Consider the following 22,305-nt stretch of genomic DNA (forward strand, 5'->3'; position numbering starts at 1 on the left):
GCGACCCTAGCCGGTGGGGCCGACCCCGTAGCGGGCCAGCGCGGCACGGGCGTCGGCGGCGACCTGCGTCGCGAGGTCGGCGGGCTCGTCGACCAGCGCCTCCCCGCCGAGCGAGGCGACCAGCCGGCGCGCCCAGGCCAGGTCCTGCGTCCGGACCGTCACCGCCAGGCCACCGGGCGGGTCCTCGACCGGCTGCACCGAGTCGACCGGGTAGTAGTCGGCCACCCAGCGCGCTCCCCGGGACAGCCGCAGGCGGACTGCCGGCGAGTCCGGGTCGGGCTGGTAGACGCCGTTGTCGACGTCGCGCTCGTGCGCCTCCGGGGGTGGCGCCGCCCGCTCGTCCAGCACCACGACGTCGTCGACCCGGTCGAGCCGGAACAGCCGCACGCCCTCGGACCGGCGGCACCACGCCTCGAGGTACCACTTGCCGTCGACCAGGAGCAGGCGCATCGGGTCGACGGTGCGCTCGGTCCGCTCGTCGCGGGTGGGCACGTAGTAGTGCAGGTGCAGGGCGCGCTTGCGCTCCAGGCCGTCGCGGACGACGGCGAGCGCCTCCTCCCGGGCGTCGACGCTCACGGCCACCGGGGTGACGCCCTCCGCGGCGTGGCCTGCGGCGGCCGAGACCTTGGCCAGCGCGCGGCTGACGGCGTCCCGCTCGGCCAGACCGGGCAGCTCCAGCAGGGTCTTGAGCGCCACCACGAGGGCGACGGCCTCGTCGGTGGTCAGCCGCAGCGGGCGCACCATGCCGGCCGGGAAGGTGACCCGGACCCGGTCCCCCTCGAACGAGAGGTCGATGAGGTCGCCGGGGCCGTAGCCGGGCAGGCCGCACATCCAGAGCAGTTCGAGGTCGCTGCGCAGCTGCCGCTCGGTGACGCCGAAGTCGCGGGCGGCCTCGGCCACGCGGACGCCGTCCGCGCGGGCGGTCAGGTACGGGACCAGCGCGAGCAGGCGGGTCATGCGGTCGGTGGTGCCGGTGGCGGTCATGCCGGCGTGCCCATGGCGGCCAGCCGGGTGAGCCGGGCGATCACTGCCTCGCGCATCTCGCCCGGCGCCTCGACGAGGACGTCGGAGCCGTAGGCGGCGAGCTGGTCGGCCAGCCTGCCGGGCTCGGTGGTGCGCAGCTGGAGCCGGTCGTCGCCGTCCTCGGCGGGGCCGAGCGGGGTGGCGTGCCGGCGCAGGCCGATGGCCGTGCCCGGGCGGGCGCGGACGACCACGAGCTGCTCCTCGCCGGTCACCTGCCCGGCGACCACCTCGCTGAGGTCGAGGCCCTCCGGCGGCTCGAAGGCGTTCGCCGGGCCGGTGGCCTTCGGTGTGCCGACGACGCGGGACAGGCGGAAGACGCGGGGCGCCCGCCGGTCGAGGTCCTGGCCGACGAGGTACCAGCGGCCGTGCCAGGCGACGACGCCCCACGGCTGGACGCGGCGGCGGGCCGGGGTGTCCTCGTCGGGCCGCTGGTAGCCGAACTCGAGCTGGCGGCGGTCGCGGGCGGCGGCGTAGCACGGCTCGAACGCCGGCTCCCCGGCGTCGAGGCGCGGCTGCAGCGGGATGCCGCGGGAGCTGTCGACGTCGATGCCGGCGGCCTTGAGCTTGACCAGGGCGCTGTGCGCGGGGCCGGCCAGCTGCGCCGACTCCCACAGCCGCAGCGCGAGGCCGACGGCGGCCGCCTCCTCGCCGGTCAGGTGGATGTCGGGGAGCTCGTAGTCCGCGCGGGCGATGCGGTAGCCGTCCTCGGTGTCGAAGACGCTGGTGCGGCCGGTCTCCAGCGGGACGCCCATCTCGCGCAGCTCGGCCTTGTCCCGCTCGAACATCCGCTTGAACGCCTCGTCGGCGCGCTCGGAGCCGTCGTCGGCCTCGTAGCCGGGGACGGTGGCGCGGATCCGCGCCGCGGTGACGTACTGCCGGGTGCTGAGCAGGGCGATGACCAGGTTCACCAGTCGTTCCGCCCGCTTGGCCGCCATGGCGCCCAGGCTAGTCAGACGTCACAGCTCCGGTGCGCCGGTGTCGTCGGCGCTGGCTAGCCTGCCTGCATGCCCTTCTCCTCGTCCCCTCCCCCGCCCATGCGCGTCCGCTGGCGGCGAGGCCGGGTCACGGCGACCGGGCGGCGGGGCCGCGACAGCCTCCAGCTCACCGTCGAGGTGCCCGAGGAGGGCCAGCTGCCCGCCCTGGCGTACCCGTCGCTGGTCGGCATCCCCCAGGTCGGGGACGAGGTGCTGCTCAACACGACGGCGCTCGCGCAGGGCCTGGGCACCGGCGGCGTCGCCATGGTGGTGGCCGTCCCGGACCGGCTGCCCCCGGACCCCGAGGGGCCCGGGCACCTGGTGAAGGCCCGGTACACGCCGCTGCAGGCGACGGTGAGCGGTGTCGACGAGCAGGAGACCGAGCACCACGCGCTGCTGGCGGAGGCCGACTCCCTGGACGGCATGCCGGTGGTCGTGGCCGACCTGCACTCGGCGCTGCCCGCCATCCTCATCGGGATGCTGGCCACCGACCCGGACCTCAAGGTCGCCTACGTCATGACCGACGGCGGAGCGCTGCCCGCCGCGTTCTCGCGGACGCTGGACACGCTGGCGTCGTCGCTGGCCGGGGTGATCACCGTGGGGCAGGCGTTCGGCGGCGATCTGGAGGCGGTCACGGTGCACACCGGGCTGCTGGCGGCCCGCCACGTGCTGCACGCCGACCTGGCGATCGTCACGCAGGGGCCGGGCAACCTCGGCACCGGGACGCCGTGGGGCTTCTCCGGGGTGGCGGCCGGCGAGGCGTGCAACGCGGTCTCGGTGCTGGGCGGGGAGGCGATCGGCGCGCTGCGGATCTCCGACGCCGACCCGCGCACCCGCCACCGCGGCGTCTCCCACCACTCCCTGACCGCGTTCGGCCGGGTGGCGCTGGGCGGCGTCACGCTGGTCGCGCCGCGCGGGTTGTCGTCGGAGCTCGGCGGTCAGGTCGACGAGGACCTGGCCGGCCAGCCCGAGCGGAACCCGGTGGTCTGGGTGGACACCGACGGCCTCGACGACGCGCTGGTGCTCTCCCCCGTGCCGCTGCGCACGATGGGGCGCGGCTACCCCGAGGAGCGGGCGTACTTCCTGGCGGCCGCGGCGGCGGGGCGGTTCGCCGCCCTGCGGGTGCCCGTCCCCGAGGCCGAGCCGGCCCCGTGATCATCGTGGCCGGTTGGCTGCGCGTCGCCGCCCCGGACCGGGACCGCTACCTGTTCGCCGTCGCTGACGTGGCGCGGCTGGCCCGGGCCGCCCCAGGGTGTCTCGACTTCACCCAGGCCGCCGACCCGCTCGACGCGGAGCGCATCACCGTCTACGAGCGCTGGGAGTCCGACGAGGACCTGCTGCGGTTCCGCTCCTCGGGCGACCCGGACGCGCCGCAGCCCGACGTGCCGGACGTGCTCGCCGCCGAGGTGCGGAAGTACCGGATAGTGTCGGTCGAGGAGCCCTGAGGCTCACATCGAGGCGATGAGCTTGTCCACGCGGTCGTCGACGGCCTTGAACGGGTCCTTGCAGAGCACGGTGCGCTGCGCCTGGTCGTTGAGCTTGAGGTGCACCCAGTCGACGGTGAAGTCGCGGCGCTTCTCCTGTGCCCGGCGGATGAACTCGCCGCGCAGCTTTGCGCGGGTGGTCTGCGGCGGGACGTTCTTCGCCTCGAAGATGCGCGGCTCGTGGGCGACCCGCTCGACCTGGCCGGCCCGCTCCAGCAGGTAGTAGAGGCCCCGCCGACGGCTGATGTCGTGGTAGGCGAGGTCCATCTGCGCGATCCGCGGGTGGCTCAGCGGCAGGTCGCGCTTGGCCCGGTACCGCTCGAGCAGGCTGAACTTGATCGCCCAGTCGACCTCGCGGTCGATCAACGAGAGGTCCTCGGTGTCGACGGCCTTGAGCACCCGGCCCCACAGCTCGAGCATCTGCCGGTGCTCGGGGCTGCAGCCCTCGCGGTCGGCGAACTCGGCGGCGCGGGAGTGGTACTCGGACTGGATCTCCAGCGCCGACATCTCCTTGCCGTTGGCGAGGCGGACCTTGCGTCGTCCGGTCATGTCGTGGCTGATCTCGCGGATGGCCCGGATCGGGTTCTCCAGCGTCATGTCCTTGATCGGCGTGCCCGCCTCGATCATCCGCAGCACGAGGTCGGTCATCGTGACCTTGAGCAGCGTCGTCGTCTCGCTCATGTTCGAGTCACCGACGATGACGTGCAGCCGCCGGTAGCGCTCGGCGTCGGCGTGCGGCTCGTCGCGGGTGTTGATGATCGGCCGGCTGCGGGTGGTGGCGCTGGAGACGCCCTCCCAGATGTGCTCGGCCCGCTGGCTGACGCAGTAGATGGCGCCGCGCGGCGTCTGCAGGACCTTGCCGGCGCCGACGACGATCTGCCGGCTCACCAGGAACGGGATAAGGACGTCGGCGAGCCGGCTGAACTCGCCGTGCCGGCCGACCAGGTAGTTCTCGTGGCAGCCGTAGCTGTTGCCGGCGGAGTCGGTGTTGTTCTTGAACAGGTAGATGTCGCCGGTGACGCCCTCCTCGGCGAGGCGCTGCTCGGCGTCGACCAGGAGGCCCTCGAGGATCCGCTCCCCCGCCTTGTCGTGGACGACGAGCTCGGTGAGGTCGTCGCACTCGGCGGTGGCGTACTCGGGGTGGCTGCCCACGTCGAGGTAGAGCCGGGAGCCGTTGCGCAGGAAGACGTTCGAGCTGCGGCCCCATGAGACCACCCGCCGGAACAGGTAGCGGGCGACCTCGTCCGGGGACAGACGGCGCTGCCCCTTGAAGGTGCACGTGACGCCGTACTCGGTCTCGATGCCGAAGATCCGTCGGTCCACGATCCGAGACTAGGCCGCCTGACCGACAGAGCGCGTGTCCCGTGCCACAGGACGCGTCACGAGCAGGTGAACGTTGGCCCGCCTACGTCGCGTCGAGCCGCTGGAGGAGCTCGTCGAACGCCTTCTCGATCGCGTCGTGGTCGTTCTGGGCCGCGCGCTGCTTGCCGTGGATCAACGCGGCGCGGTTGACCTTCGAGAAGTCGCCGTAGGGGAACTTGTAGCGGCCCTTCGTCTCCTCGCCGGCGTCGGGATCGATGGCGAGGTGCCATGACGCGTAGCCCTCGTACCCGTGCTTCTCGATCTCGGCGTTGCCTTCCTCGGCGCTCGGGGCGGCGTCGGACCACTCGGTGTCGACGTCGACCTTCCCGTGGTCGATCAGCTTCCGGGCCTGCTTCACGGCGTCCTCGTTGACGCGGTAGGTCGGCACGTCAGTCCTCCGGGGTGTGCTCGGCTCCGCCCGCGGTGTCCGGGTTGGCCGGGTCGCCCAGGCCGGCGGGGGTGCCGGGCTCGGAGACGCTCGGCGCGTGCGCCGCGGTCGCCGGGGCGTCCTGGACGGCGTCCGGCTTGGCCTCCTCGCCGAGCAGCCGGCGGAGGGCGGAGCCGGTGACCCGGCGGAAGGCCCGCTTGGGACGGCGTCGGTCGAGCACCGCGACCTCGAGCTGGGCGCCGGTCAGGCGGGTGGGCCCGCCGTTGGTGGCGCCCGCGGTGACCGGGCTGACGGCCGAGAGAGCGCGGACGCCGACGTCGAGCGCGTCGGACAGGCCCAGACCTGCGTGGAAGTGCTCGCGCAGATTGCCCGTGACCGCCTCGGCCTGGCCGCCCATGACGACGAAGTCGGGCTCGTCGACGATCGAGCCGTCGAAGGTGAGCCGGTAGAGCTGGTCGGTCTCGGGCCGGTCGCCGACCTCGGCGACGCAGAGCTCGACCTCGAAGGGCTTGGTCTGCTGGGTGAAGATCTCGCCGAGAGTCTGGGCGTAGGCGTTGGCGATGACCCGGCCGGTGACGTCGCGGCGGTTGTAGGAGTACCCGCGGACGTCGGCCAGGCGGACGCCGGCAACGCGGAGGCTCTCGAACTCGCTGTACCGGCCTACGGCGGCGAACCCGATGCGGTCGTAGAGCTCCCCGACCTTGTGCAGCGTGGAGCTGGGGTTCTCGGCGATGAAGAGGACGCCGTCGGCATAGGTGAGGACGGCGACGCTGCGACCGCGGGAGATGCCCTTGCGGGCGTACTCCGAGCGGTCCCGCATGAGCTGCTCGGGAGAGGCGTAGTACGGCATGGTCATGGCTCAGGCCTCCCGGTCCATGTTGCGGCGGTCGGCCTCGGCCCGCTCCGTGACGATGGTGTCCGCCACGGCGGCGACCTCGGCGTCGGTGAGCCGGACGGTGCCCTCGTCGTCGACCCGGTAGACGATCGGGTAGAGCCGGCGGACGGGGTCCGGGCCGCCGGTGGCCGAGTCGTCGTCGGCGGCGTCGTAGAGCGCCTCGACGATGGTGCGGGTGGCCTCGTCGGCGGGCAGGCCACTGCGCCAGGTCTTCTTGAGGCTGTTCTTGGCGAACAGCGACCCGGAGCCGACGGCGGCGTAGCCGCGCTCCTCGTAGTTCCCGCCGGTGACGTCGTAGCTGAAGATCCGGCCGGGGGTGGTGCCGGGGCCGGCGTCCAGGTCGAAGCCGGCGAAGAGCGGGACGACGGCGAGGCCCTGCATGGCGGCGCCGAGGTTGCCGCGGATCATCTGGGCCAGGCGGTTGGCCTTGCCGTCGAGGGACATCGTGAGCCCCTCGATCTTCTCGTAGTGCTCGAGCTCGACCTGGTAGAGCTTCACCATCTCGATGGCGATGCCCGCGGCGCCGGCGATGCCGATGACGCTGTAGGAGTCGGCCGGGTAGACCTTCTCGATGTCCCGGCTCGAGATCAGGTTGCCCATGGTGGCGCGCCGGTCACCGCCCATGAGGACGCCGCCCTCGTAGGTGACGGCCACGATCGTCGTGCCGTGCGGGGCGAGGTCGCCGACGGGCATGGTGGGGACGGGGCGGCGGCCGGGCAGGAGGTCAGGCGCGGTGGCCGACAGGAAGTCGGTGAACGAGGAGCCCACCCGGTCCAGGTACGCGGGCGGGAACCCGCTCCGGCCGATCGACTGCTCGCTCACCCATCCGCCTCTCCCGCCTGCGTGCGCCGGCGTGAACCGCTGCTCCGCCCGGTGCTCCGCGTGCTGGTGCCGCTGGCTCCTGGGCGTCGTTGCGACCCTACCGGCGGCTCCCCCGGTCGGACGGGTCGGACCGTGCCGAGCCCGGCTGCCTCCGCGGCCGCCACCACGAACTGGCTCAGGGTGTGGAACTCGACGTAGTCGGCGGCCGCACGCAGCAAGCCTGGCTCGTCCCGGAACAGCCCCAGGCCCTGGTTGCATCGCTGGCAGAGCAACGCCCGGATCTCCCCGCTCGAGTGATCGTGATCAAGGTGCTCTGGTTCGGGCGCTCCGCAGATGCCACACCGGTTCCGCTGGGCCTCACGCAGGGCCCGCAACTCTCGTTGGGTGAGGTTGTACTTCCGATAGAAGTAGCCGGCCGAGTTCGTCGCCCGGTCACAGCGGCGGCATCGGCTACCGAAGCCCGACGCAGTTCCGGCATTCCGGGTGTAGTCCTCATGTGCCACGGCTTGTTGGCAGGCGGGGCACCAGCGGAAGCCCTCCGGGATCCACGAGTGGTCCCGAACCGTCTTGCCCAGGGCTTGACGACGCTTCCGATAGTGGGCGTTGCTCTTGGCCCGATTGCAGGCGAGGCAGTAGAAGGAGAGTCCGTCTCCTAGCGACCGATTGCGACCGAAGTCAGTTGCCGGCTTCGTCTCTCCACAGGAGGGGCAAGGCTTGGACTCCACGCTCAAGATGACTACAGAGCGTGATCATTCGCCTCCCTTCTGCACGTATTGGCGCACGAACTCCTCGGAGTTCTCCTCGAGCACCTCGTCGATCTCGTCCAGGAGCGAGTCGACGTCCTCGGTCATCTCCTTGTGGCGCTCGGCGACCTCGGTGTCGACCGAGGCCTCGACCTCGTCGGTCTCCTCGCGCGTGCGCGTCGCCTTCTGCTGTCCGCCGGTGTCCCTGGTGGCCATGGCTTGCCCTCCGGTCTACGGAACTGCTGCTGAGCAGAAAGTACCCGCCGCGGCCGACGAAAGCGGTCACCCGGACAGGCTGGGGATCACGATCCGGTGATGGTGTCCACGAGCTCCTGCGCCGTCGCCGACGCCTCGAACAGCGCGCCGACGTGCTCGCGGGTACCCCGCAGCGGCTCCATCGTCGGGATGCGCACCAGGTTCTCCCGGCCCAGGTCGAACACGACCGAGTCCCACGAGGCCGCGGCCACCTGGGCGGGATACCGGCGCAGGCACTCGCCCCGGAAGAACGCGCGCGTGTCCCCCGGCGGGTGCACCATCGCCCGGGCCACCTCGTCGTCGGTCAGGAGCCGCTGCATCGAGCCGCGGGCCACCAGGCGGTTGTAGAGGCCCTTGTCCGGCCGGATGTCGGAGTACTGCAGGTCGACCAGGTGCAGCCGCGAGTCCCCCCACGAGAGGCCGTCCCGGTTGCGATAGCCCTCCAGCAGCCGCAGCTTCGCCGGCCAGTCCAGGCGGTCCGCGCAGCGCATCGGGTCGATCGCCAGGTCGTCGAGCACCTCGGCCCACCGCCGCAGCACGTCCTCGGTCTGCTCGTCGGACTCCCCGTGCGTCGCGACGAACTTCTCCGCCTGCTCCAGGTAGACGCGCTGGACGTCGATCGCGGTCATCCGGCGTCCGTCCCGCAGCCGCACCAGGTGGGTCAGCGTCGGGTCGTGGCTGATGGCCTGCAGCGCCTCGACGGGCTCCTCGATGGCGAGGTCGCGCGGCAGCGCCCGTGCCTCGATCATCGCCAGCACGAGCGCCGTCGTCCCGACCTTCAGGTAGGTGGAGAGCTCGGCGAGGTTGGCGTCGCCGATGATCACGTGCAGCCGGCGGTACTTGTCGGCGTCGGCGTGCGGCTCGTCCCGGGTGTTGATGATCGGGCGCTTGAGCGTCGTCTCGAGGCCGACCTCCACCTCGAAGAAGTCGGCCCGCTGCGACAGCTGGAAGCCCTGCGTCCGGCCCTCCGTGCCGATGCCCACCCGGCCGGCGCCCGCGAAGACCTGCCGGGTCACGAAGAACGGCACCAGCCCGCGGATGATGTCGATGAACGGCGTCTTCCGGTCCATCAGGTAGTTCTCGTGCGCGCCGTACGAGGCGCCCTTGCCGTCGGTGTTGTTCTTGTAGAGCTGGATCGTCGGCTGACCCGGGATGCGCGCGGCCCGGCGCGAGGCCTCCGCCATCACCTGCTCCCCCGCCTTGTCCCACAGGACGACGTCGCGCGGGTTGGTGACCTCGGGCGTCGAGTACTCGGGGTGCGCGTGGTCGACGTAGAGCCGGGCCCCGTTGGTCAGGATGACGTTGGCCATCCCGGTGTCCTCGTCGAGGTCGTTGTGGTCCAGGGCCTGCGCCGGCGACAGGTCGAAGCCGCGGGCGTCGCGCAGCGGCGACTCCTCCTCGAAGTCCCAGCGGGGACGGCGCGGGGTCGGCGCCTCGGCGACCGCCCAGGCGTTCACGACCTGGCTCGACAGCGTGGTCGGGTTCGCGGTCGGCTGCCCCGGCACGGAGATGCCGTACTCGACCTCGGTGCCCATGACCCGCCGCACGCTCATGACCCAACCCTAGGCGGGCGACGATCCACCCGGAGGATGCCCTGGTGGACGCGCCCTCCCTCGGACTCCTGCTCGACGTCGACGGTCCGGTCTCCAGCCCGGCGACCCGCACCGTGGCCGTCGCCCTCCTCGACGACGTCCGCCGGCTGCTCGCCGCCGGCGTCCCGGTGGTCCTGAACACCGGCCGCTCCGTGGACTTCGTCGCCGACCGCGTGTTCGCCCCGCTCGCCGCCGGTGGCCTCCCCGCGGCCGCCCGCCTGCACGCCGTCTGCGAGAAGGGCGCCGTCTGGGTGTCCGCCCACGGCGACGGCGTCGGCGAGGTCCACGTCGACGCCTCGCTGCGCGTCCCTGCCGTCGCCCGGGACCTGATCGCGAGGCTGGTCGACGACGGCTACGGCGACGCGATGTTCGTCGACACCACCAAGCGGGTCATGGCGACCGTCGAGGCCCGCACCGACGTCCCTAACGAGGTCTACCAGGCCCACCAGCGGACCTTCGACGCCGAGCTGCTGGCCGGTCTCCGGGAGGCGGGTCTCGGCGTCCGGATCCGCGACGAACGCTTCCCCGACGCCGACGGGCGGACGCCGTGGCGGATCGACCCCTCGGTGATCGCCACGGACGTGGAGGCCGACTCCTCCGGCAAGGCACTGGGTGCGCGACGGGCGTTGGCCCTGCTGGCGGACGACGGCCCGCTCCCCCGCGTCTGGCACACGGTCGGCGACTCGCGCTCGGACTACGCGATGGCCGACCAGCTGCACGAGCTCGGCTACGAGGTCACCCACGTCGACGTCGGGCCGCAGGAGCCGCTTCAGGGACGCCCCTACGCCGTCACGGCCATGCCCGGGCTCGTCTACGAGGCTGCCGGGGAGGCGTATCTCCGCCAGGTGGCCGAGCGGCACGCCTGACGACGCCGACGGCCCGGCCCCACGCGGGGACCGGGCCGTCGGGAACGCCGTCCCTACAGGTACTGGCCGGTGTTCGTCGCCGTGTCGATCGCGCGGCCGGACTCGTTGCCCTTGCCGCTGATGAGCGTGCGGATGTAGACGATCCGCTCGCCCTTCTTGCCCGAGATCCGCGCCCAGTCGTCGGGGTTGGTGGTGTTGGGCAGGTCCTCGTTCTCCTTGAACTCGTCGAGGCACGCCGCCATCAGGTGGCTGACCCGCAGACCCGACGTACCGGTCTCCAGGTGCTCCTTGATCGCCATCTTCTTCGCGCGGTCGACGATGTTCTGCAGCATGGCGCCGGAGTTGAAGTCCTTGAAGTACAGGACCTCCTTGTCACCGTTGGCGTAGGTCACCTCGAGGAAGCGGTTCTCCTCGCTCTCGGTGTACATCCGCTCGACGGTCCGCTGGATCATCCCGGCGATCGTCGCCTCGCGGCTGCCGCCGTGCTCGGCCAGGTCGTCGGCGTGGATCGGCAGCGACGTCGTCAGGTACTTGCTGAAGATGTCGCGCGCGGCCTCGGCGTCCGGACGCTCGATCTTGATCTTCACGTCGAGGCGGCCGGGTCGCAGGATCGCCGGGTCGATCATGTCCTCGCGGTTCGAGGCACCGATGACGATGACGTTCTCCAGGCCCTCGACGCCGTCGATCTCGCTCAGCAGCTGCGGCACGATCGTCGACTCGACGTCCGAGGAGACCCCCGACCCGCGGGTCCGGAAGATCGAGTCCATTTCGTCGAAGAACACGATGACCGGCGTGCCCTCGCTGGCCTTCTCGCGCGCCCGCTGGAAGACCAGGCGGATGTGCCGCTCGGTCTCGCCGACGTACTTGTTGAGCAGCTCCGGGCCCTTGATGTTGAGGAAGTAGGACTTCCCCTGGTTCGTGTCGCCGTCGCCCTTGGCGGCCGCGACCTTCTTCGCCAGCGAGTTCGCGACCGCCTTGGCGATCAGCGTCTTGCCGCATCCGGGCGGGCCGTACAGCAGGATGCCCTTGGGCGGGCGCAGCTCGTACTCGCGGAACAGGTTCGAGTGCAGGAACGGCAGCTCCACGGCGTCCCGGATCTGCTCGATCTGCCGGGAGAGGCCACCGATGTCGGAGTAGTCGATGTCGGGGACCTCTTCGAGGACGAGCTCCTCGACCTCGCTCTTCGGGATCCGCTCGTAGACGTACCCAGACCGCGACTCCAGCAGCAGCGAGTCGCCGACGCGCAGCGGCTGGCCGGTCAGCGAGTCGGCGAGGTAGACCACGCGCTCCTCGTCGGTGTGCCCGATGACCAGCGCCCTCGGCGTCACGCCGTCGATGGGCTCGAGCATCTCCTTGAGCATGACGACGTCGCCGGCGCGCTCGAAGTCGCGCGCCTCGACGACGTTCATCGCCTCGTTGAGCATGACCTCCTGGCCGGTGCGCAGGCTCTCGACGTCGACGTTCGGCGACACCGAGACCCGGAGCTTGCGGCCGCCGGTGAAGACGTCGACCGTGCCGTCCTCGAACCGGGTCAGGAAGACCCCGTAGCCCGACGGCGGCTGGCCGAGCCGGTCGACCTCCTCCTTGAGCGTGACGAGCTGCTCGCGGGCGTCCCGGAGGGTGCCGGCCAGCTTGTCGTTGCGCTCGGACAGGAACGCCGCACGACCCTCGGCCTCGGCGATCCGCTCCTCGAGCTGACGCACCTGCCGGGGGCTGTCGGCCACCTTCCGCCGGAGGAGACCGATCTCTTCCTCGAGGTAGGAGATCTGGCTGAGCAGTGCCGCGACGTCTCGTTCACGCCGCGCGCGGATCTCGTCGGGACCCAGACTCATCGCGCACCTCCACACTCATCGAGGGAGTCAAGACGCAAATCTATACACGCGGCCGGACAGTTCGCCGTGGGCTCGCGGGTAGCTGTGACCGGCCTGTCACACGCGCCCCAGCGACGCTCAGAACTTCTGCGCCCGCCGCTGCCGGATCGGCGCCACGGTGCCCTCCGCCAACCGGCGGCACGTGACCAGGAAGGCCGTGTGCGCCACCATGCGGTGCTCCGGGCGGACGGCGAGCCCCACGGCGTGCCACGGCCGCAGCAGCGACTCCCAGGCGTGCGGCTCCGTCCAGACGCCCTGCTCGCGCAGCGCCTCGACGTAGGTGGACAGCTGCGTCGTCGTCGCCACGTAGCCGACCAGGACACCGCCGGGCCGCAGGGCGGCCGCGACGGTCGGCAGGACGGCCCAGGGCTCGAGCATGTCCAGGACGACGCGGTCGACCACCTCGTCGGCGGGGTGGTCGGCCAGGTCGCCCAGCCGCAGCGACCAGTTCGCCGGCACCTCGCCGAAGAACGCCTCGACGTTGCCCCGGGCGACGTCGGCGAAGTCCTCCCGCCGCTCGTAGCTGGTCAGCGAGCCGGTGGAGCCGACCGCGCGCAGCAGCGAGCAGCTCAGCGCGCCGGAGCCGGCGCCCGCCTCGAGCACGCGCATCCCGGGGCCGACGTCCCCGAAGCCGACGATCTGCGCGGCGTCCTTGGGGTAGATGACCTGCGCGCCGCGGGGCATGGACAGCACGAAGTCGGCCAGCAGCGGCCGCAGGGCCAGGTAGCCGGTGTTGGCCGTCGAGTGGACGACGGAGCCCTCGGGCGCGCCGATCAGGTCGTCGTGCGCGATGGCGCCCCGGTGGGTGTGGAACTGCTTGCCCGGCTCGAGGACGACGGTGTGGTGCCGGCCCTTCGGGTCGGTGAGCTGCACGCGGTCACCGGCGACGAACGCCCCCGGCACCGGCTCCCGCTGCTCGGTCGCCTCGACGTCGGGCTGCTCCTCGATCTCCACGGGCGCTCAGGGTACGGACGGGGTCGGTGTGACCCGTGTCCCCAGTGCGGCGCGGGCACTCGGAACTGTCGGACGGGCGACCTAGCCTCGGGTGCATGACGGCGATGGTCGAGACGGACGTGAGCACCGAGGTCCAGCCCGACGAGGCACAGGCCCCGCGTCGCCCGTCGCTGTCCCCGAGCCGTGCGGCCGACTTCAAGACCTGCCCGCTGCTCTACCGCTTCCGCACCATCGACCGGCTGCCCGAGCGCAAGAGCCTCGCGGCGGTCCGGGGCACGCTCGTCCACTCGGTGCTCGAGAAGCTCTACGACCTGCCTGCCGCGGGCCGCACGGTGACCGCCGCGCAGGAGCTCATCGAGCCGGCCTGGGCGGAGCTGCGCGACGAGCCGGGCATCGCCGACCTGTTCACGGTCGCCCAGGACGACGGCGCGGAGACCGACGCCAACGCGCCCGAGTCGGTGGACGCGTGGCTGGCCTCGGCCGGGAAGCTCGTCGAGAAGTACTTCGCGCTGGAGGACCCGACCCGCATCGAGCCCGAGGGCCGCGAGCAGCTCGTCGAGGTGACCCTGCCCGACGGGCTGCTGCTGCGCGGGTACGTCGACCGCGTCGACGTGGCGCCGACCGGCGCCATCCGCGTCGTCGACTACAAGACCGGCTCGATGCCGCGCGAGGCCTTCGAGGCCAAGGCGCTGTTCCAGATGAAGTTCTACGCGCTGGTCCTCTGGCGCACCCGCGGCGTGGTCGCCGCCCAGCTCAAGCTCATCTACCTCGGCGACGGCGACACGCTCACCTACGCACCCGACGAGGCCGAGCTGGTCCGCTTCGAGCGGACCCTGCTGGCGATCTGGGCCGCCATCGAGCGGGCGGTCGCGACCGGCGACTTCCGCCCGAACAAGACGCGGCTGTGCGGCTGGTGCGACCACCAGGCCGTCTGCCCGGCGTTCGGCGGCACTCCCCCGCCGTTCCCCGCGGAGGCCGCCGCGGCAGCCGGCTGGCAGACCCTCCCGATCGTCGAGCGCGACTGAGGGGCCACCGCCGTCCATCGACCGTGCGCAGGACCGGTCACGCCGGCCGAGTGCGGCACTAGCCTGTCGCGACGTGCACGGGTACCGCGCACGGAGCGCCTTCGACGGCGAACGGTTCCTCGCCGACGGCGCCCTGGTGCTGGTGGAGGGCAGCCGCGTCGTCGGCGTCGAGCCGGCGTGGTCGCCCGCGCCCGACGGCTGCCCGGTGACCGAGCTGCCCGGTGCCACGATCCTCCCCGGCCTCATCGACGCCCACGTCCACCTGTGCGGTGACGCCGGGCCTCGGGCGCTCGATCAGCTCCCCGAGCTCGACGACGGCGGACTCGACGCGGTCGTCGCCGCGTCCTTGGCCGCCGCCCTGGCGGGTGGCGTCACCGCCGTCCGCGACCTCGGCGACGCGCACTGGACGGTGGCCGATCGCCACCGCGGCCGTCCCGACGGCCCCACCGTCGTCGCCGCGGGACCGCCGATCACGACCCCCGAGGGCCACTGCGCGACCATGGGCGGCGAGGCGACCGGGGAGGCCGCCCTCCGCCGGGCGGTGCGCGAGCGGGTGGAGCACGGCGTCGACGTCGTGAAGATCATGACCAGCGGCGGCCTGATGACCCGCACGACGGACGCACTCGCCTGCCAGTACACCCTCGAGGACCTGCGGGTGGTGGTCGACGAGGCGCACGCGGCCGGCCTGCCGGTCGCCGCGCACGCGCACCCGCTGTCGGCGGTGGAGCTCTGCGTCGCCGCCCGGGTGGACTGCATCGAGCACTGCACGTGCATGACCCCGGACGGCCTCCGCCTGCCGCCGGGGCTGGCCGAGGCGGTGGCCGCGGCCGGTATCGCCGTGTCCCCGACCTTCGCCCGGGTGGAGGCCGCCGTCCCCGCGCACATCCAGGCCGTCCTCGAGCGCGCCCACATGACGTGGGAGGACAGGTATCCGCAGATCGCGGCCCTGCACGCCGCCGGGGTGACACTCGTCGCCGGTGTGGACGCCGGCATCGGCCCGGCCAAGCCGCACGGGATCGTGGCGGAGGCGGTGGCCGAACTGGCGAGATCCGGTATCCCGGTCCCCGGAGCGCTCGCCGCCGCGACGAGCGTCGCGGCCCGCGCCTGCGGCATCGGCGAGCGGACCGGCAGGCTGGCGGCCGGCCTCGACGCCGACCTGCTGGCCGTCGACGGCGACCCGCGCACCGACGTGACGGCCCTGCGTGCAGTCCGGCTCGTCGTCTCGCGCGGGCGGCAGGTGACGCCGGCGACCGGTGCGATCAGCTGAGGGTCGGGCGGTCCGCCAGCTCCAGCTCGCGCGCCGCGAGCACGTCGGCGAGTTCCGGCACCCCGACGCCGACCAGCCCCCCGCGCAGGAGCAGGCCGTGCGCCGGCGGGAGCGCCTGCATCGTCGGCACGCCGAGCACGGCCGCGCCGGCGGCCAGGCCCGCGGCCACGCCCGACTCGGAGTCCTCGATCACCACGCACTCCCCCGGCTCGACCCCCAGGGCGGCCATCGCCTGCAGGTAGGGCGCCGGGTCGGGCTTGCGCGCCGGCACCTCGTCCCCGCACACGGTGACGTCGAACGGGTCGGCACCGAGGTCCGCGCGGATCGCCGCCAGCACGATGTCGGCGATCCGCCGGGGCGTCGTCGTCACCAGGGCCGTCCGGAGGCCGGCCGCGCGCACCGCGGTGACCAGCTCACGGGCACCGGGGCACCACGAGACGCCGGCCGCCATCAGCTGCGCCGTCCGGTCCTCGACCCAGCGCGCGTCGGCGAGCAGCTCCTCCTCGGACCGGACCAGCCCGAGGTCGGCGTGCAGGATCGTCATCGACCGGCGCATCGTCGAGCCGACCGTCGACGCACGGGCGGCCTCGGACATCCGGCCACCGAGCCGGGCGGCCAGCTCGAACATGGCCTGGCCCCAGTACTGCTCCGTCTCGACCAGCGTGCCGTCCATGTCGAACAGCACGGCCCGCGGCTCGGTGAGGGGCTGGCTCATCCCCGGTAGTTCACGTGGACGTGGTCGTAGTGGTTCGCCGTGGCGCTGCCGCGGTCCTCCATGGGCTTCCACGAACCGCCGGGCGAGGACAGCATGCGCTGCTGCCAGATGATGTACTCCACGCCCAGCTCGTCCCAGTGCGCGATGTGGTACTGCGCGATGGCGTCCCCGAGCGACGGGCTGCACATGTAGTCCAGCGCCAGGCCGGACGGGTGGCCACCGGGGTCGGCCGCGCTGGCGCGGGTTCCGCCGATGGTCATCCCGGCCGCGCCGGGCACGTTGGACACCACCGCGTTCGCGGCGTTCTGCGCCACCGCCTTGATCGGCCCGGCGCTGTTGTTGATCTTGGCGATCACGCTCGCCGCGACGGACGCGGCCGGCGCCGCCGGGGCGGCGGCAGCGGCGGACGCCTGGGCGGCGGCGGCCTCGGCAGCGGCAGCGGCTGCCGCCGCCTCCTCGGCGGCCTTCCGCTCGGCCTCGGCCTTGGCGGCCGCGGCGGCCTCCTCGGCCTGGGCCTGCGAGGCAGCGGCCGCGGCCTGCTCGGCGTCGCGCTCGGAGCGGCTGGCGGCGAGCTGGTCGAGCAGCTGGGGCTCCTCCATGGCCGGCTCGTCGATGCCCGAGCCGTCGATGCCGAGAGCGGCGGCGACGGCTACGGACGGCGAGTCGGCCGTCGCGTTGGCGGCCTCCTCGCCGGACAGCAGGTTCACCAGTGCCAGCGAGCAGACGGTGGCCACGCCGAGGGCGTAGGCGACGCGGGAGCTGGGCGCGGACCGGAACCGGACCTTGCGGTGCCGGGCGGCCTTGCGGGGGGACTGTTCGGTGTCGGTGTCCGCCTCGGCGGAGTCGACGGGCTGTGCGGTGTACGTGTTCAGGGGCGCCACAGGGGGCGGCTCTCCGTTCTTCCTCAGCCGCCTACCGAGTTAGCTGACGGGTTCGGGCCGGAAGTTGCCCTACCTGCGCATGCGCGCAGGATTCACCCCAGAGGAACCTTGGGTCCCCGGTCTGCCACGGCACACGGCCGCGCGCAGTTCGGCGGTGTCCATCGGGGTCCTCATGTTCGAGGAGCGGGGCCCGTCAGACGGATAACGAAATTACTACGAAGCAAGCCGACACGCCCGGCGTACTTGCCAAACCGTGAGGCGTGCAACACTGCGCGCCCTCACTCGTCCTCGGTGCGGTACCCGAGGTTCGGCGAGAGCCACTTCTCCGCCTCCGCGACCGTCCAGCCCTTGCGCCGCGCGTAGTCCTCGACCTGGTCGCGGCCGATCCGGCCCAGCACGAAGTACCGCGACTGCGGGTGCGAGAAGTACAGCCCGCTGACCGCGGCACCGGGCCACATCGCCATGCTCTCGGTGAGCTCGATGCCGGCGTTGGCCTCCACGTCGAGCAGCGACCAGATCGTCAGCTTCTCCGTGTGCTCGGGGCAGGCGGGATAGCCGGGAGCGGGGCGGATGCCGCGGTACTTCTCGGCGATCAGCGCCTCGTTGTCGTGGGTCTCGTCAGGCGCGTAGCCCCAGAACTCCTTGCGGACCCGCTCGTGCAGCCGCTCGGCGAACGCCTCGGCGAGCCGGTCGGCCAGCGCCTCCAGCATGATCGCGCTGTAGTCGTCGTTGTCCTTCTTGAACGCCGTGACCCGCTCCATCGAGCCCAGGCCGGCCGTCACCGCGAAGGCCCCGACGTAGTCGCGCAGCCCGGTCGCCCTGGGCGCCACGAAGTCGGCCAGCGACTTGCGCGGCGAGCCGTCGCGGCCCTCGGTCTGCTGGCGGAGCTGGTGCAGCGTCGTCAGCACCTCGCGGCGGGACTCGTCGGTGTAGACCTCGATGTCGTCGCCGTCGACCTGGTTGGCCGGGAACAGCCCCAGGACGCCGTTCGCCGTGAGCCACCTCTCCTCGACGATGCGGTCGAGCATGGCCTGCGCGTCCTCGTAGAGCCGGCGCGCGGCCTCACCGGTCGTGGGGTTGTGCAGGATGTCGGGGAACCGGCCGCGCATCTCCCAGGCGCTGAAGAACGGCTGCCAGTCGATGTAGCCGCGCAGCTCCTCCAGCGGGTAGTCGCGGAACGTGCGGACGAACTGCGTGGCCACGTGCTGCTGGTGGTCGCAGGCCGGGCCCGAGCACACGTCCATCGCCTGCTGCAGCAGCATCCGCGGCCGCGGCGGCGAGTAGCCGCTCCAGTCCAGCTCCGGAGCCGCGTCGCGGGCGGCGGCCAGCGGCAGCATCGTCCGGGTGTCCTGGCGCGCGGCGTGCCGCTCGCGCAGGGCCTCGTACTCGGCCGCCGTCTCCGCCAGCAGCTTGGGCCGCTGCTCGTCCGACAGCAGCGCGGCCACCACCGGAACCGAGCGCGAGGCGTCCTTCACCCACACGACCGGCCCGTGGTACTTCTGCGCGATCTTCACCGCGGTGTGCGCCCGCGAGGTGGTGGCGCCGCCGATGAGCAGCGGGATCTCGAAGCCCTGCCGCTCCATCTCGGTGGCGAGGGTGACCATCTCGTCCAGCGACGGCGTGATCAGCCCGGACAGGCCGATGATGTCGGCGCCCTCCTGCTTGGCGGTGTCGAGGATCTTCTGCGGCGGCACCATGACCCCGAGGTCGACGACGTCGTAGTTGTTGCACTGCAGGACGACGCCGACGATGTTCTTGCCGATGTCGTGGACGTCGCCCTTCGCCGTCGCCATCACGACCTTGCCGTTGGTGCGCTCGGCGTCGCCGGGCTGCTTCTCCGCCTCGATGAACGGGATCAGGTAGGCGACGGCCTTCTTCATCACGCGCGCGGACTTCACGACCTGCGGCAGGAACATCTTCCCCGCCCCGAACAGGTCGCCGACGACGTTCATGCCGTCCATCAGCGGGCCCTCGATGACCTCGATGGGCCGGCCCCCGCGCTCGGCGATGAGCGCGCGCAGCTCCTCGGTGTCGTCCTCGACGAAGGCGTCGATGCCCTTCACCAGCGCGTGGGTGATCCGCTCGTCCACCGGCAGGGTGCGCCACTCCTCGGTGGCCACCTCCTTGACCGAGCCGTCGCCGGCGAAGTCCCCGGCGATCTCCAGCAGGCGCTCGGTGCTGTCCGGGCGGCGGTTGAGGATCACGTCCTCGATCCGCTCGCGCAGCAGCTCGGGCACCTCGCTGTACACCTCGAGCTGGCCGGCGTTGACGATCGCCATGTCCAGCCCGGCCGCGATCGCGTGGTACAGGAAGACCGAGTGGATGGCCTCCCGCACGGGGTTGTTGCCGCGGAAGGAGAAGGAGACGTTCGAGACGCCGCCGGAGACGAGTGCGCCGGGCAGGTTCTGCTTGATCCAGCGGGTGGCCTCGATGAAGTCCAGCCCGTAGTTGGCGTGCTCCTCGATGCCCGTGGCGACGGCGAAGATGTTCGGGTCGAAGATGATGTCCTCGGCGGGGAAGCCCACCTCCTCGATCAGGATGTCGTAGGCCCGCCGGCAGATCTGCGTCCGCCGCTCGAGGGTGTCGCCCTGGCCGTCCTCGTCGAACGCCATGACGACGACCGCCGCGCCGTACTTGCGGCACAGCCGGGCGTGCTCGACGAACTCCTCCTCGCCGTTCTTCAGCGAGATCGAGTTGACGATCGCCTTGCCCTGGACGTTCTTCAGGCCGGCCTCGATCACGTCCCACTTGGACGAGTCGATCATCGTGGGCACGCGGCTGATGTCGGGCTCGCTCGCGATCAGCCTGGTGAAGCGGTCCATCGCGGCGACGCCGTCGATCATCCCCTCGTCCATGTTGACGTCGATGACCTGCGCGCCGGCCTCGACCTGCTGGCGGGCCACCGCCAGCGCCGCCGGGTAGTCGCCGGCCTTGATGAGGTTGCGGAAGCGGGCCGACCCGGTGATGTTCGTGCGCTCGCCGACGTTGACGAACAGGCTGTCCTCGGTGACCGTCACCGGCTCCAGGCCGGAGAGGCGCAGCGCCGGGGCCGCCTGGACGGGGACGCGGGGCTTGCCGCCCTCGACCACCTCGGCGATGCGCGCGATGTGCGCGGGCGTGGTGCCGCAGCACCCGCCGACGAGGTTGACGAAGCCGCTCCCGGCGAACTCGGCCAGGATCCCGGCCGTCTCCTCGGGCGACTCGTCGTACTCGCCGAAGGCGTTGGGGAGGCCGGCGTTCGGGTAGCAGGAGACGAACGTGTCGGCGACGCGGGACAGCTCGGCCAGGTAGGGCCGCATCTCCTTGGCGCCCAGCGCGCAGTTGAGGCCGACCAGCAGCGGGTGCGCGTGCCGCACCGAGTGCCAGAACGCCTCGGTGGTCTGCCCGGACAGCGTCCGGCCCGAGGCGTCGGTGATCGTGCCGGAGATCATCACCGGCCAGCGGCGGCCGCGCTCCTCGAAGAGCGTCTCCAGGGCGAAGATCGCCGCCTTGGCGTTCAGGGTGTCGAAGATCGTCTCGACCAGCAGCACGTCCGATCCGCCGTCGACGAGCCCGTTCGCCTGCTCCAGGTAGGCGGTCACCAGCTCGTCGAAGCTGACGTTGCGGGCACCCGGGTCGTTCACGTCGGGCGAGATGGACGCCGTCCGGCTGGTCGGGCCGATCGCGCCGACGACGTAGCGCGGCTTGTCCGCCGTGCTGCGGGCGTCGCACTCGGCCCGGGCGAGGCGGGCGGAGGCCACGTTGAGCTCGTAGGCCAGCTCCTCCATGCCGTAGTCGGACAGGGAGATCCGGTTGGCGTTGAAGGTGTTCGTCTCGATCAGGTCGGCGCCGGCGTCGAGGTACTCGCGGTGGATGGCGGCGATGATCTCCGGGGCGGTGACGCTGAGCAGGTCGTTGTTGCCCTGGACGTCGGTCGGCCAGTCGGCGAAGCGCTCGCCGCGGTACCCGGCCTCGTCGGGCCGGTTCCGCTGGATGGCGGTGCCCATCGCGCCGTCGAGCACGAGGATCCGCTCCTCGAGCAGGGCGGTCAGCTCGGCGGTGGCATCCGGGCGGAGGGTGGGTGACTCGGACACAGGCAATCCCCAGTGGCGCTCTGCAGTGGGTGTGCGGGCTACGTGGCTCCGGCACCCCGGCGGGCTTACCCAGGCTTGGGCGCTCCCGATGTCGCCCGCCATCCTCTCATTCCTGGCCCCTCGGGCGGCGGAGACATCACGCGGACGGGTCGAACTCCGGGCGGGACCGGCGGATCGACGTAGGCTCGCAGGGGTGATCGATCCTCAGTCCACCCCGGACGACCTGCCTCAGCTCACCGACCCTCTGGTGGTCGTTGCCTTCGAGGGCTGGAACGACGCCGGGGACGCCGCGACGGGGGCGGTCGAGCACCTCGAGCTGATCTGGGACGCCAAGCCGCTGGCCGCGCTCGACCCCGAGGACTACTACGACTTCCAGGTCAACCGGCCGACGGTCTCGCTGATCGGCGGGGTGAGCCGCCGCATCGAGTGGCCGACGACCCGCATCTCCGTGGCGCGGCCCCCGGGCAGCGAGCGCGACGTCGTCCTCATCCGCGGCATCGAGCCGAACATGCGCTGGCGCGGCTTCTGCGACGAGCTGATCTCGATCCTGCGCGAGCTCGACGTCTCGATCGTCGTCGCGCTGGGCGCCCTGCTCGCCGACACCCCGCACACCCGGCCGACGCCGGTGACCGGCTCGGCGTACGACGCGGAGTCCGCCCGCGCCTACGGCCTGGAGACGTCCCGGTACGAGGGCCCGACCGGGATCCTGGGCGTCTTCCAGGACGCCTGCGTCCAGGCGGGGATCCCGGCGATCAGCTTCTGGGCCGCCGTGCCGCACTACGTCTCCCAGCCGCCGTCGCCGCGGGCCACCGTGGCGCTGCTCCAGCGCGTCGAGGAGGTCCTCGAGCTGACCGTGCCGCTGGGCGCTCTCCCGCAGCAGGCCGACGACTGGGTGAAGACGGTCGACGAGATGGCCAACGAGGACGACGAGGTCGTCGAGTACGTGCGCTCGCTCGAGGAGCGGGCGACCGAGCTCGACATGTCCCAGGCCAACGGCGACACGATCGCCAAGGAGTTCGAGCGCTACCTGCGCCGCCGCGGGACCTCCGGCGGCTGACCTTCGGCCTTCTGCCGGCGAGTGTCGGGTTGTCGTCGTCAAACGAGCCCGCATGACG

General features: G+C 72.2%; 20 protein-coding genes and 1 riboswitch. Of the genes, 6 read left to right on the top strand and 14 right to left on the bottom strand.

Features of this window, described 5'->3' with window-relative positions:
- Positions 1-6: 6 nt before the first annotated feature.
- Positions 7-984 (bottom strand): helix-turn-helix transcriptional regulator, encoded by a 978-nt coding sequence (locus tag ACI78T_RS03330; RefSeq protein ID WP_116451788.1) that lies wholly within the window; start codon positions 982-984, stop codon positions 7-9.
- Complete coding sequence (locus ACI78T_RS03335; RefSeq protein ID WP_456556651.1) at positions 981-1,958, bottom strand: helix-turn-helix transcriptional regulator; 978 nt, start codon at positions 1,956-1,958, stop codon at positions 981-983. The genes ACI78T_RS03330 and ACI78T_RS03335 overlap by 4 nt, the downstream gene beginning before the upstream one ends.
- 69 nt (positions 1,959-2,027) lie before the next feature.
- On the opposite strand from ACI78T_RS03335, the gene ACI78T_RS03340 reads away from it, so the two are divergent.
- Both ACI78T_RS03340 and ACI78T_RS03345 read left to right on the top strand, forming a co-directional pair.
- Positions 2,028-3,152, top strand: coding sequence for a DUF3866 family protein (locus tag ACI78T_RS03340; protein WP_456556652.1), 1,125 nt, complete (start codon positions 2,028-2,030; stop codon positions 3,150-3,152).
- Entirely contained in the window at positions 3,149-3,442 is a 294-nt protein-coding gene (locus ACI78T_RS03345; protein ID WP_456556653.1) for a putative quinol monooxygenase, read from the top strand. The genes ACI78T_RS03340 and ACI78T_RS03345 overlap by 4 nt, the downstream gene beginning before the upstream one ends.
- Positions 3,443-3,445: 3 nt before the next feature.
- On the opposite strand, the gene pafA is transcribed toward ACI78T_RS03345, so the two are convergent.
- The 7 genes from pafA to dop form a co-directional block, all read right to left on the bottom strand.
- On the bottom strand, positions 3,446-4,804 hold the full coding sequence (gene pafA, locus ACI78T_RS03350) for a Pup--protein ligase (protein WP_456556654.1): 1,359 nt from the start codon (positions 4,802-4,804) through the stop codon (positions 3,446-3,448).
- A gap of 82 nt (positions 4,805-4,886) precedes the next feature.
- Positions 4,887-5,231, bottom strand: coding sequence for a hypothetical protein (locus tag ACI78T_RS03355; RefSeq protein WP_456556655.1), 345 nt, complete (start codon positions 5,229-5,231; stop codon positions 4,887-4,889).
- A gap of 1 nt (position 5,232) precedes the next feature.
- Entirely contained in the window at positions 5,233-6,087 is an 855-nt protein-coding gene (gene prcA / locus ACI78T_RS03360) for a proteasome subunit alpha (protein ID WP_456556656.1), read from the bottom strand.
- A gap of 3 nt (positions 6,088-6,090) precedes the next feature.
- Entirely contained in the window at positions 6,091-6,948 is an 858-nt protein-coding gene (gene prcB / locus ACI78T_RS03365) for a proteasome subunit beta (RefSeq protein WP_456556657.1), read from the bottom strand.
- Entirely contained in the window at positions 6,945-7,673 is a 729-nt protein-coding gene (locus ACI78T_RS03370) for an endonuclease VII domain-containing protein (protein ID WP_456556658.1), read from the bottom strand. Before ACI78T_RS03370 ends, prcB begins: the two co-directional genes overlap by 4 nt.
- Positions 7,674-7,697: 24 nt before the next feature.
- Positions 7,698-7,907: a ubiquitin-like protein Pup gene (locus ACI78T_RS03375; protein ID WP_456556659.1), complete on the bottom strand. Its 210-nt coding sequence runs from the start codon at positions 7,905-7,907 to the stop codon at positions 7,698-7,700.
- Between the two features lie 86 nt (positions 7,908-7,993).
- Positions 7,994-9,499, bottom strand: a complete 1,506-nt coding sequence (gene dop / locus ACI78T_RS03380; protein ID WP_456556660.1) for a depupylase/deamidase Dop — start codon at positions 9,497-9,499, stop codon at positions 7,994-7,996.
- Between the two features lie 44 nt (positions 9,500-9,543).
- Between dop and ACI78T_RS03385 the strand changes: the two genes are divergently transcribed.
- Positions 9,544-10,404 carry a hypothetical protein gene (locus ACI78T_RS03385; RefSeq protein WP_456556661.1) on the top strand — a complete coding sequence of 287 codons (861 nt, stop codon included), beginning with the start codon at positions 9,544-9,546 and terminating at the stop codon, positions 10,402-10,404.
- A gap of 53 nt (positions 10,405-10,457) precedes the next feature.
- On the opposite strand, the gene arc is transcribed toward ACI78T_RS03385, so the two are convergent.
- Together arc and ACI78T_RS03395 are read right to left on the bottom strand one after the other, a co-directional pair.
- A complete protein-coding gene (gene arc, locus ACI78T_RS03390; protein WP_456556662.1) occupies positions 10,458-12,236 on the bottom strand; it encodes a proteasome ATPase in 1,779 nt (592 codons plus the stop codon).
- 117 nt (positions 12,237-12,353) lie between these two features.
- On the bottom strand, positions 12,354-13,229 hold the full coding sequence (locus tag ACI78T_RS03395; RefSeq protein WP_456556663.1) for a tRNA (adenine-N1)-methyltransferase: 876 nt from the start codon (positions 13,227-13,229) through the stop codon (positions 12,354-12,356).
- A 95-nt stretch (positions 13,230-13,324) separates the two neighbouring features.
- On the opposite strand from ACI78T_RS03395, the gene ACI78T_RS03400 reads away from it, so the two are divergent.
- Both ACI78T_RS03400 and ACI78T_RS03405 read left to right on the top strand, forming a co-directional pair.
- On the top strand, positions 13,325-14,254 hold the full coding sequence (locus ACI78T_RS03400; protein WP_456556664.1) for a RecB family exonuclease: 930 nt from the start codon (positions 13,325-13,327) through the stop codon (positions 14,252-14,254).
- 73 nt (positions 14,255-14,327) lie between these two features.
- The gene (locus tag ACI78T_RS03405) at positions 14,328-15,521 is read left to right on the top strand and encodes an amidohydrolase family protein (RefSeq protein ID WP_456556665.1); all 1,194 of its coding nucleotides are present in this window, start codon (positions 14,328-14,330) and stop codon (positions 15,519-15,521) included.
- Here ACI78T_RS03405 and ACI78T_RS03410 read toward each other — a convergent pair.
- The 3 genes from ACI78T_RS03410 to metH form a co-directional block, all read right to left on the bottom strand.
- The gene (locus tag ACI78T_RS03410; protein ID WP_456556666.1) at positions 15,514-16,236 is read right to left on the bottom strand and encodes an HAD family hydrolase; all 723 of its coding nucleotides are present in this window, start codon (positions 16,234-16,236) and stop codon (positions 15,514-15,516) included. The two genes, ACI78T_RS03405 and ACI78T_RS03410, sit on opposite strands and share 8 nt — an antisense overlap.
- Entirely contained in the window at positions 16,233-17,117 is an 885-nt protein-coding gene (locus tag ACI78T_RS03415; RefSeq protein WP_456556667.1) for a hypothetical protein, read from the bottom strand. Before ACI78T_RS03415 ends, ACI78T_RS03410 begins: the two co-directional genes overlap by 4 nt.
- Before the next feature lie 13 nt (positions 17,118-17,130).
- A riboswitch (cyclic di-AMP (ydaO/yuaA leader) is annotated at positions 17,131-17,281 on the bottom strand.
- Positions 17,282-17,395: 114 nt separating this feature from the next.
- Positions 17,396-21,190, bottom strand: coding sequence for a methionine synthase (gene metH / locus ACI78T_RS03420; protein WP_456556668.1), 3,795 nt, complete (start codon positions 21,188-21,190; stop codon positions 17,396-17,398).
- Between the two features lie 193 nt (positions 21,191-21,383).
- Between metH and ACI78T_RS03425 the strand changes: the two genes are divergently transcribed.
- Positions 21,384-22,247, top strand: a complete 864-nt coding sequence (locus ACI78T_RS03425) for a PAC2 family protein (RefSeq protein WP_456556669.1) — start codon at positions 21,384-21,386, stop codon at positions 22,245-22,247.
- The last annotated feature ends 58 nt before the right edge of the window (positions 22,248-22,305 follow it).

The sequence above is a fragment of the Blastococcus sp. SYSU D00922 genome (genome assembly GCF_054050495.1).

What these genes read in the sequence shown, in the direction of transcription:
- ACI78T_RS03335 (WP_456556651.1), bottom strand. Translation starts at nt 1,958, where the DNA reads ATGGCGGCCAAGCGGGCGGAACGACTGGTGAACCTGGTCATCGCCCTG.
- ACI78T_RS03410 (WP_456556666.1), bottom strand. Translation starts at nt 16,236, where the DNA reads ATGAGCCAGCCCCTCACCGAGCCGCGGGCCGTGCTGTTCGACATGGAC.
- dop (WP_456556660.1), bottom strand. Translation starts at nt 9,499, where the DNA reads ATGAGCGTGCGGCGGGTCATGGGCACCGAGGTCGAGTACGGCATCTCC.
- arc (WP_456556662.1), bottom strand. Translation starts at nt 12,236, where the DNA reads ATGAGTCTGGGTCCCGACGAGATCCGCGCGCGGCGTGAACGAGACGTC.
- ACI78T_RS03330 (WP_116451788.1), bottom strand. Translation starts at nt 984, where the DNA reads ATGACCGCCACCGGCACCACCGACCGCATGACCCGCCTGCTCGCGCTG.
- ACI78T_RS03340 (WP_456556652.1), top strand. Translation starts at nt 2,028, where the DNA reads ATGCCCTTCTCCTCGTCCCCTCCCCCGCCCATGCGCGTCCGCTGGCGG.
- prcA (WP_456556656.1), bottom strand. Translation starts at nt 6,087, where the DNA reads ATGACCATGCCGTACTACGCCTCTCCCGAGCAGCTCATGCGGGACCGC.
- ACI78T_RS03400 (WP_456556664.1), top strand. Translation starts at nt 13,325, where the DNA reads ATGACGGCGATGGTCGAGACGGACGTGAGCACCGAGGTCCAGCCCGAC.
- ACI78T_RS03375 (WP_456556659.1), bottom strand. Translation starts at nt 7,907, where the DNA reads ATGGCCACCAGGGACACCGGCGGACAGCAGAAGGCGACGCGCACGCGC.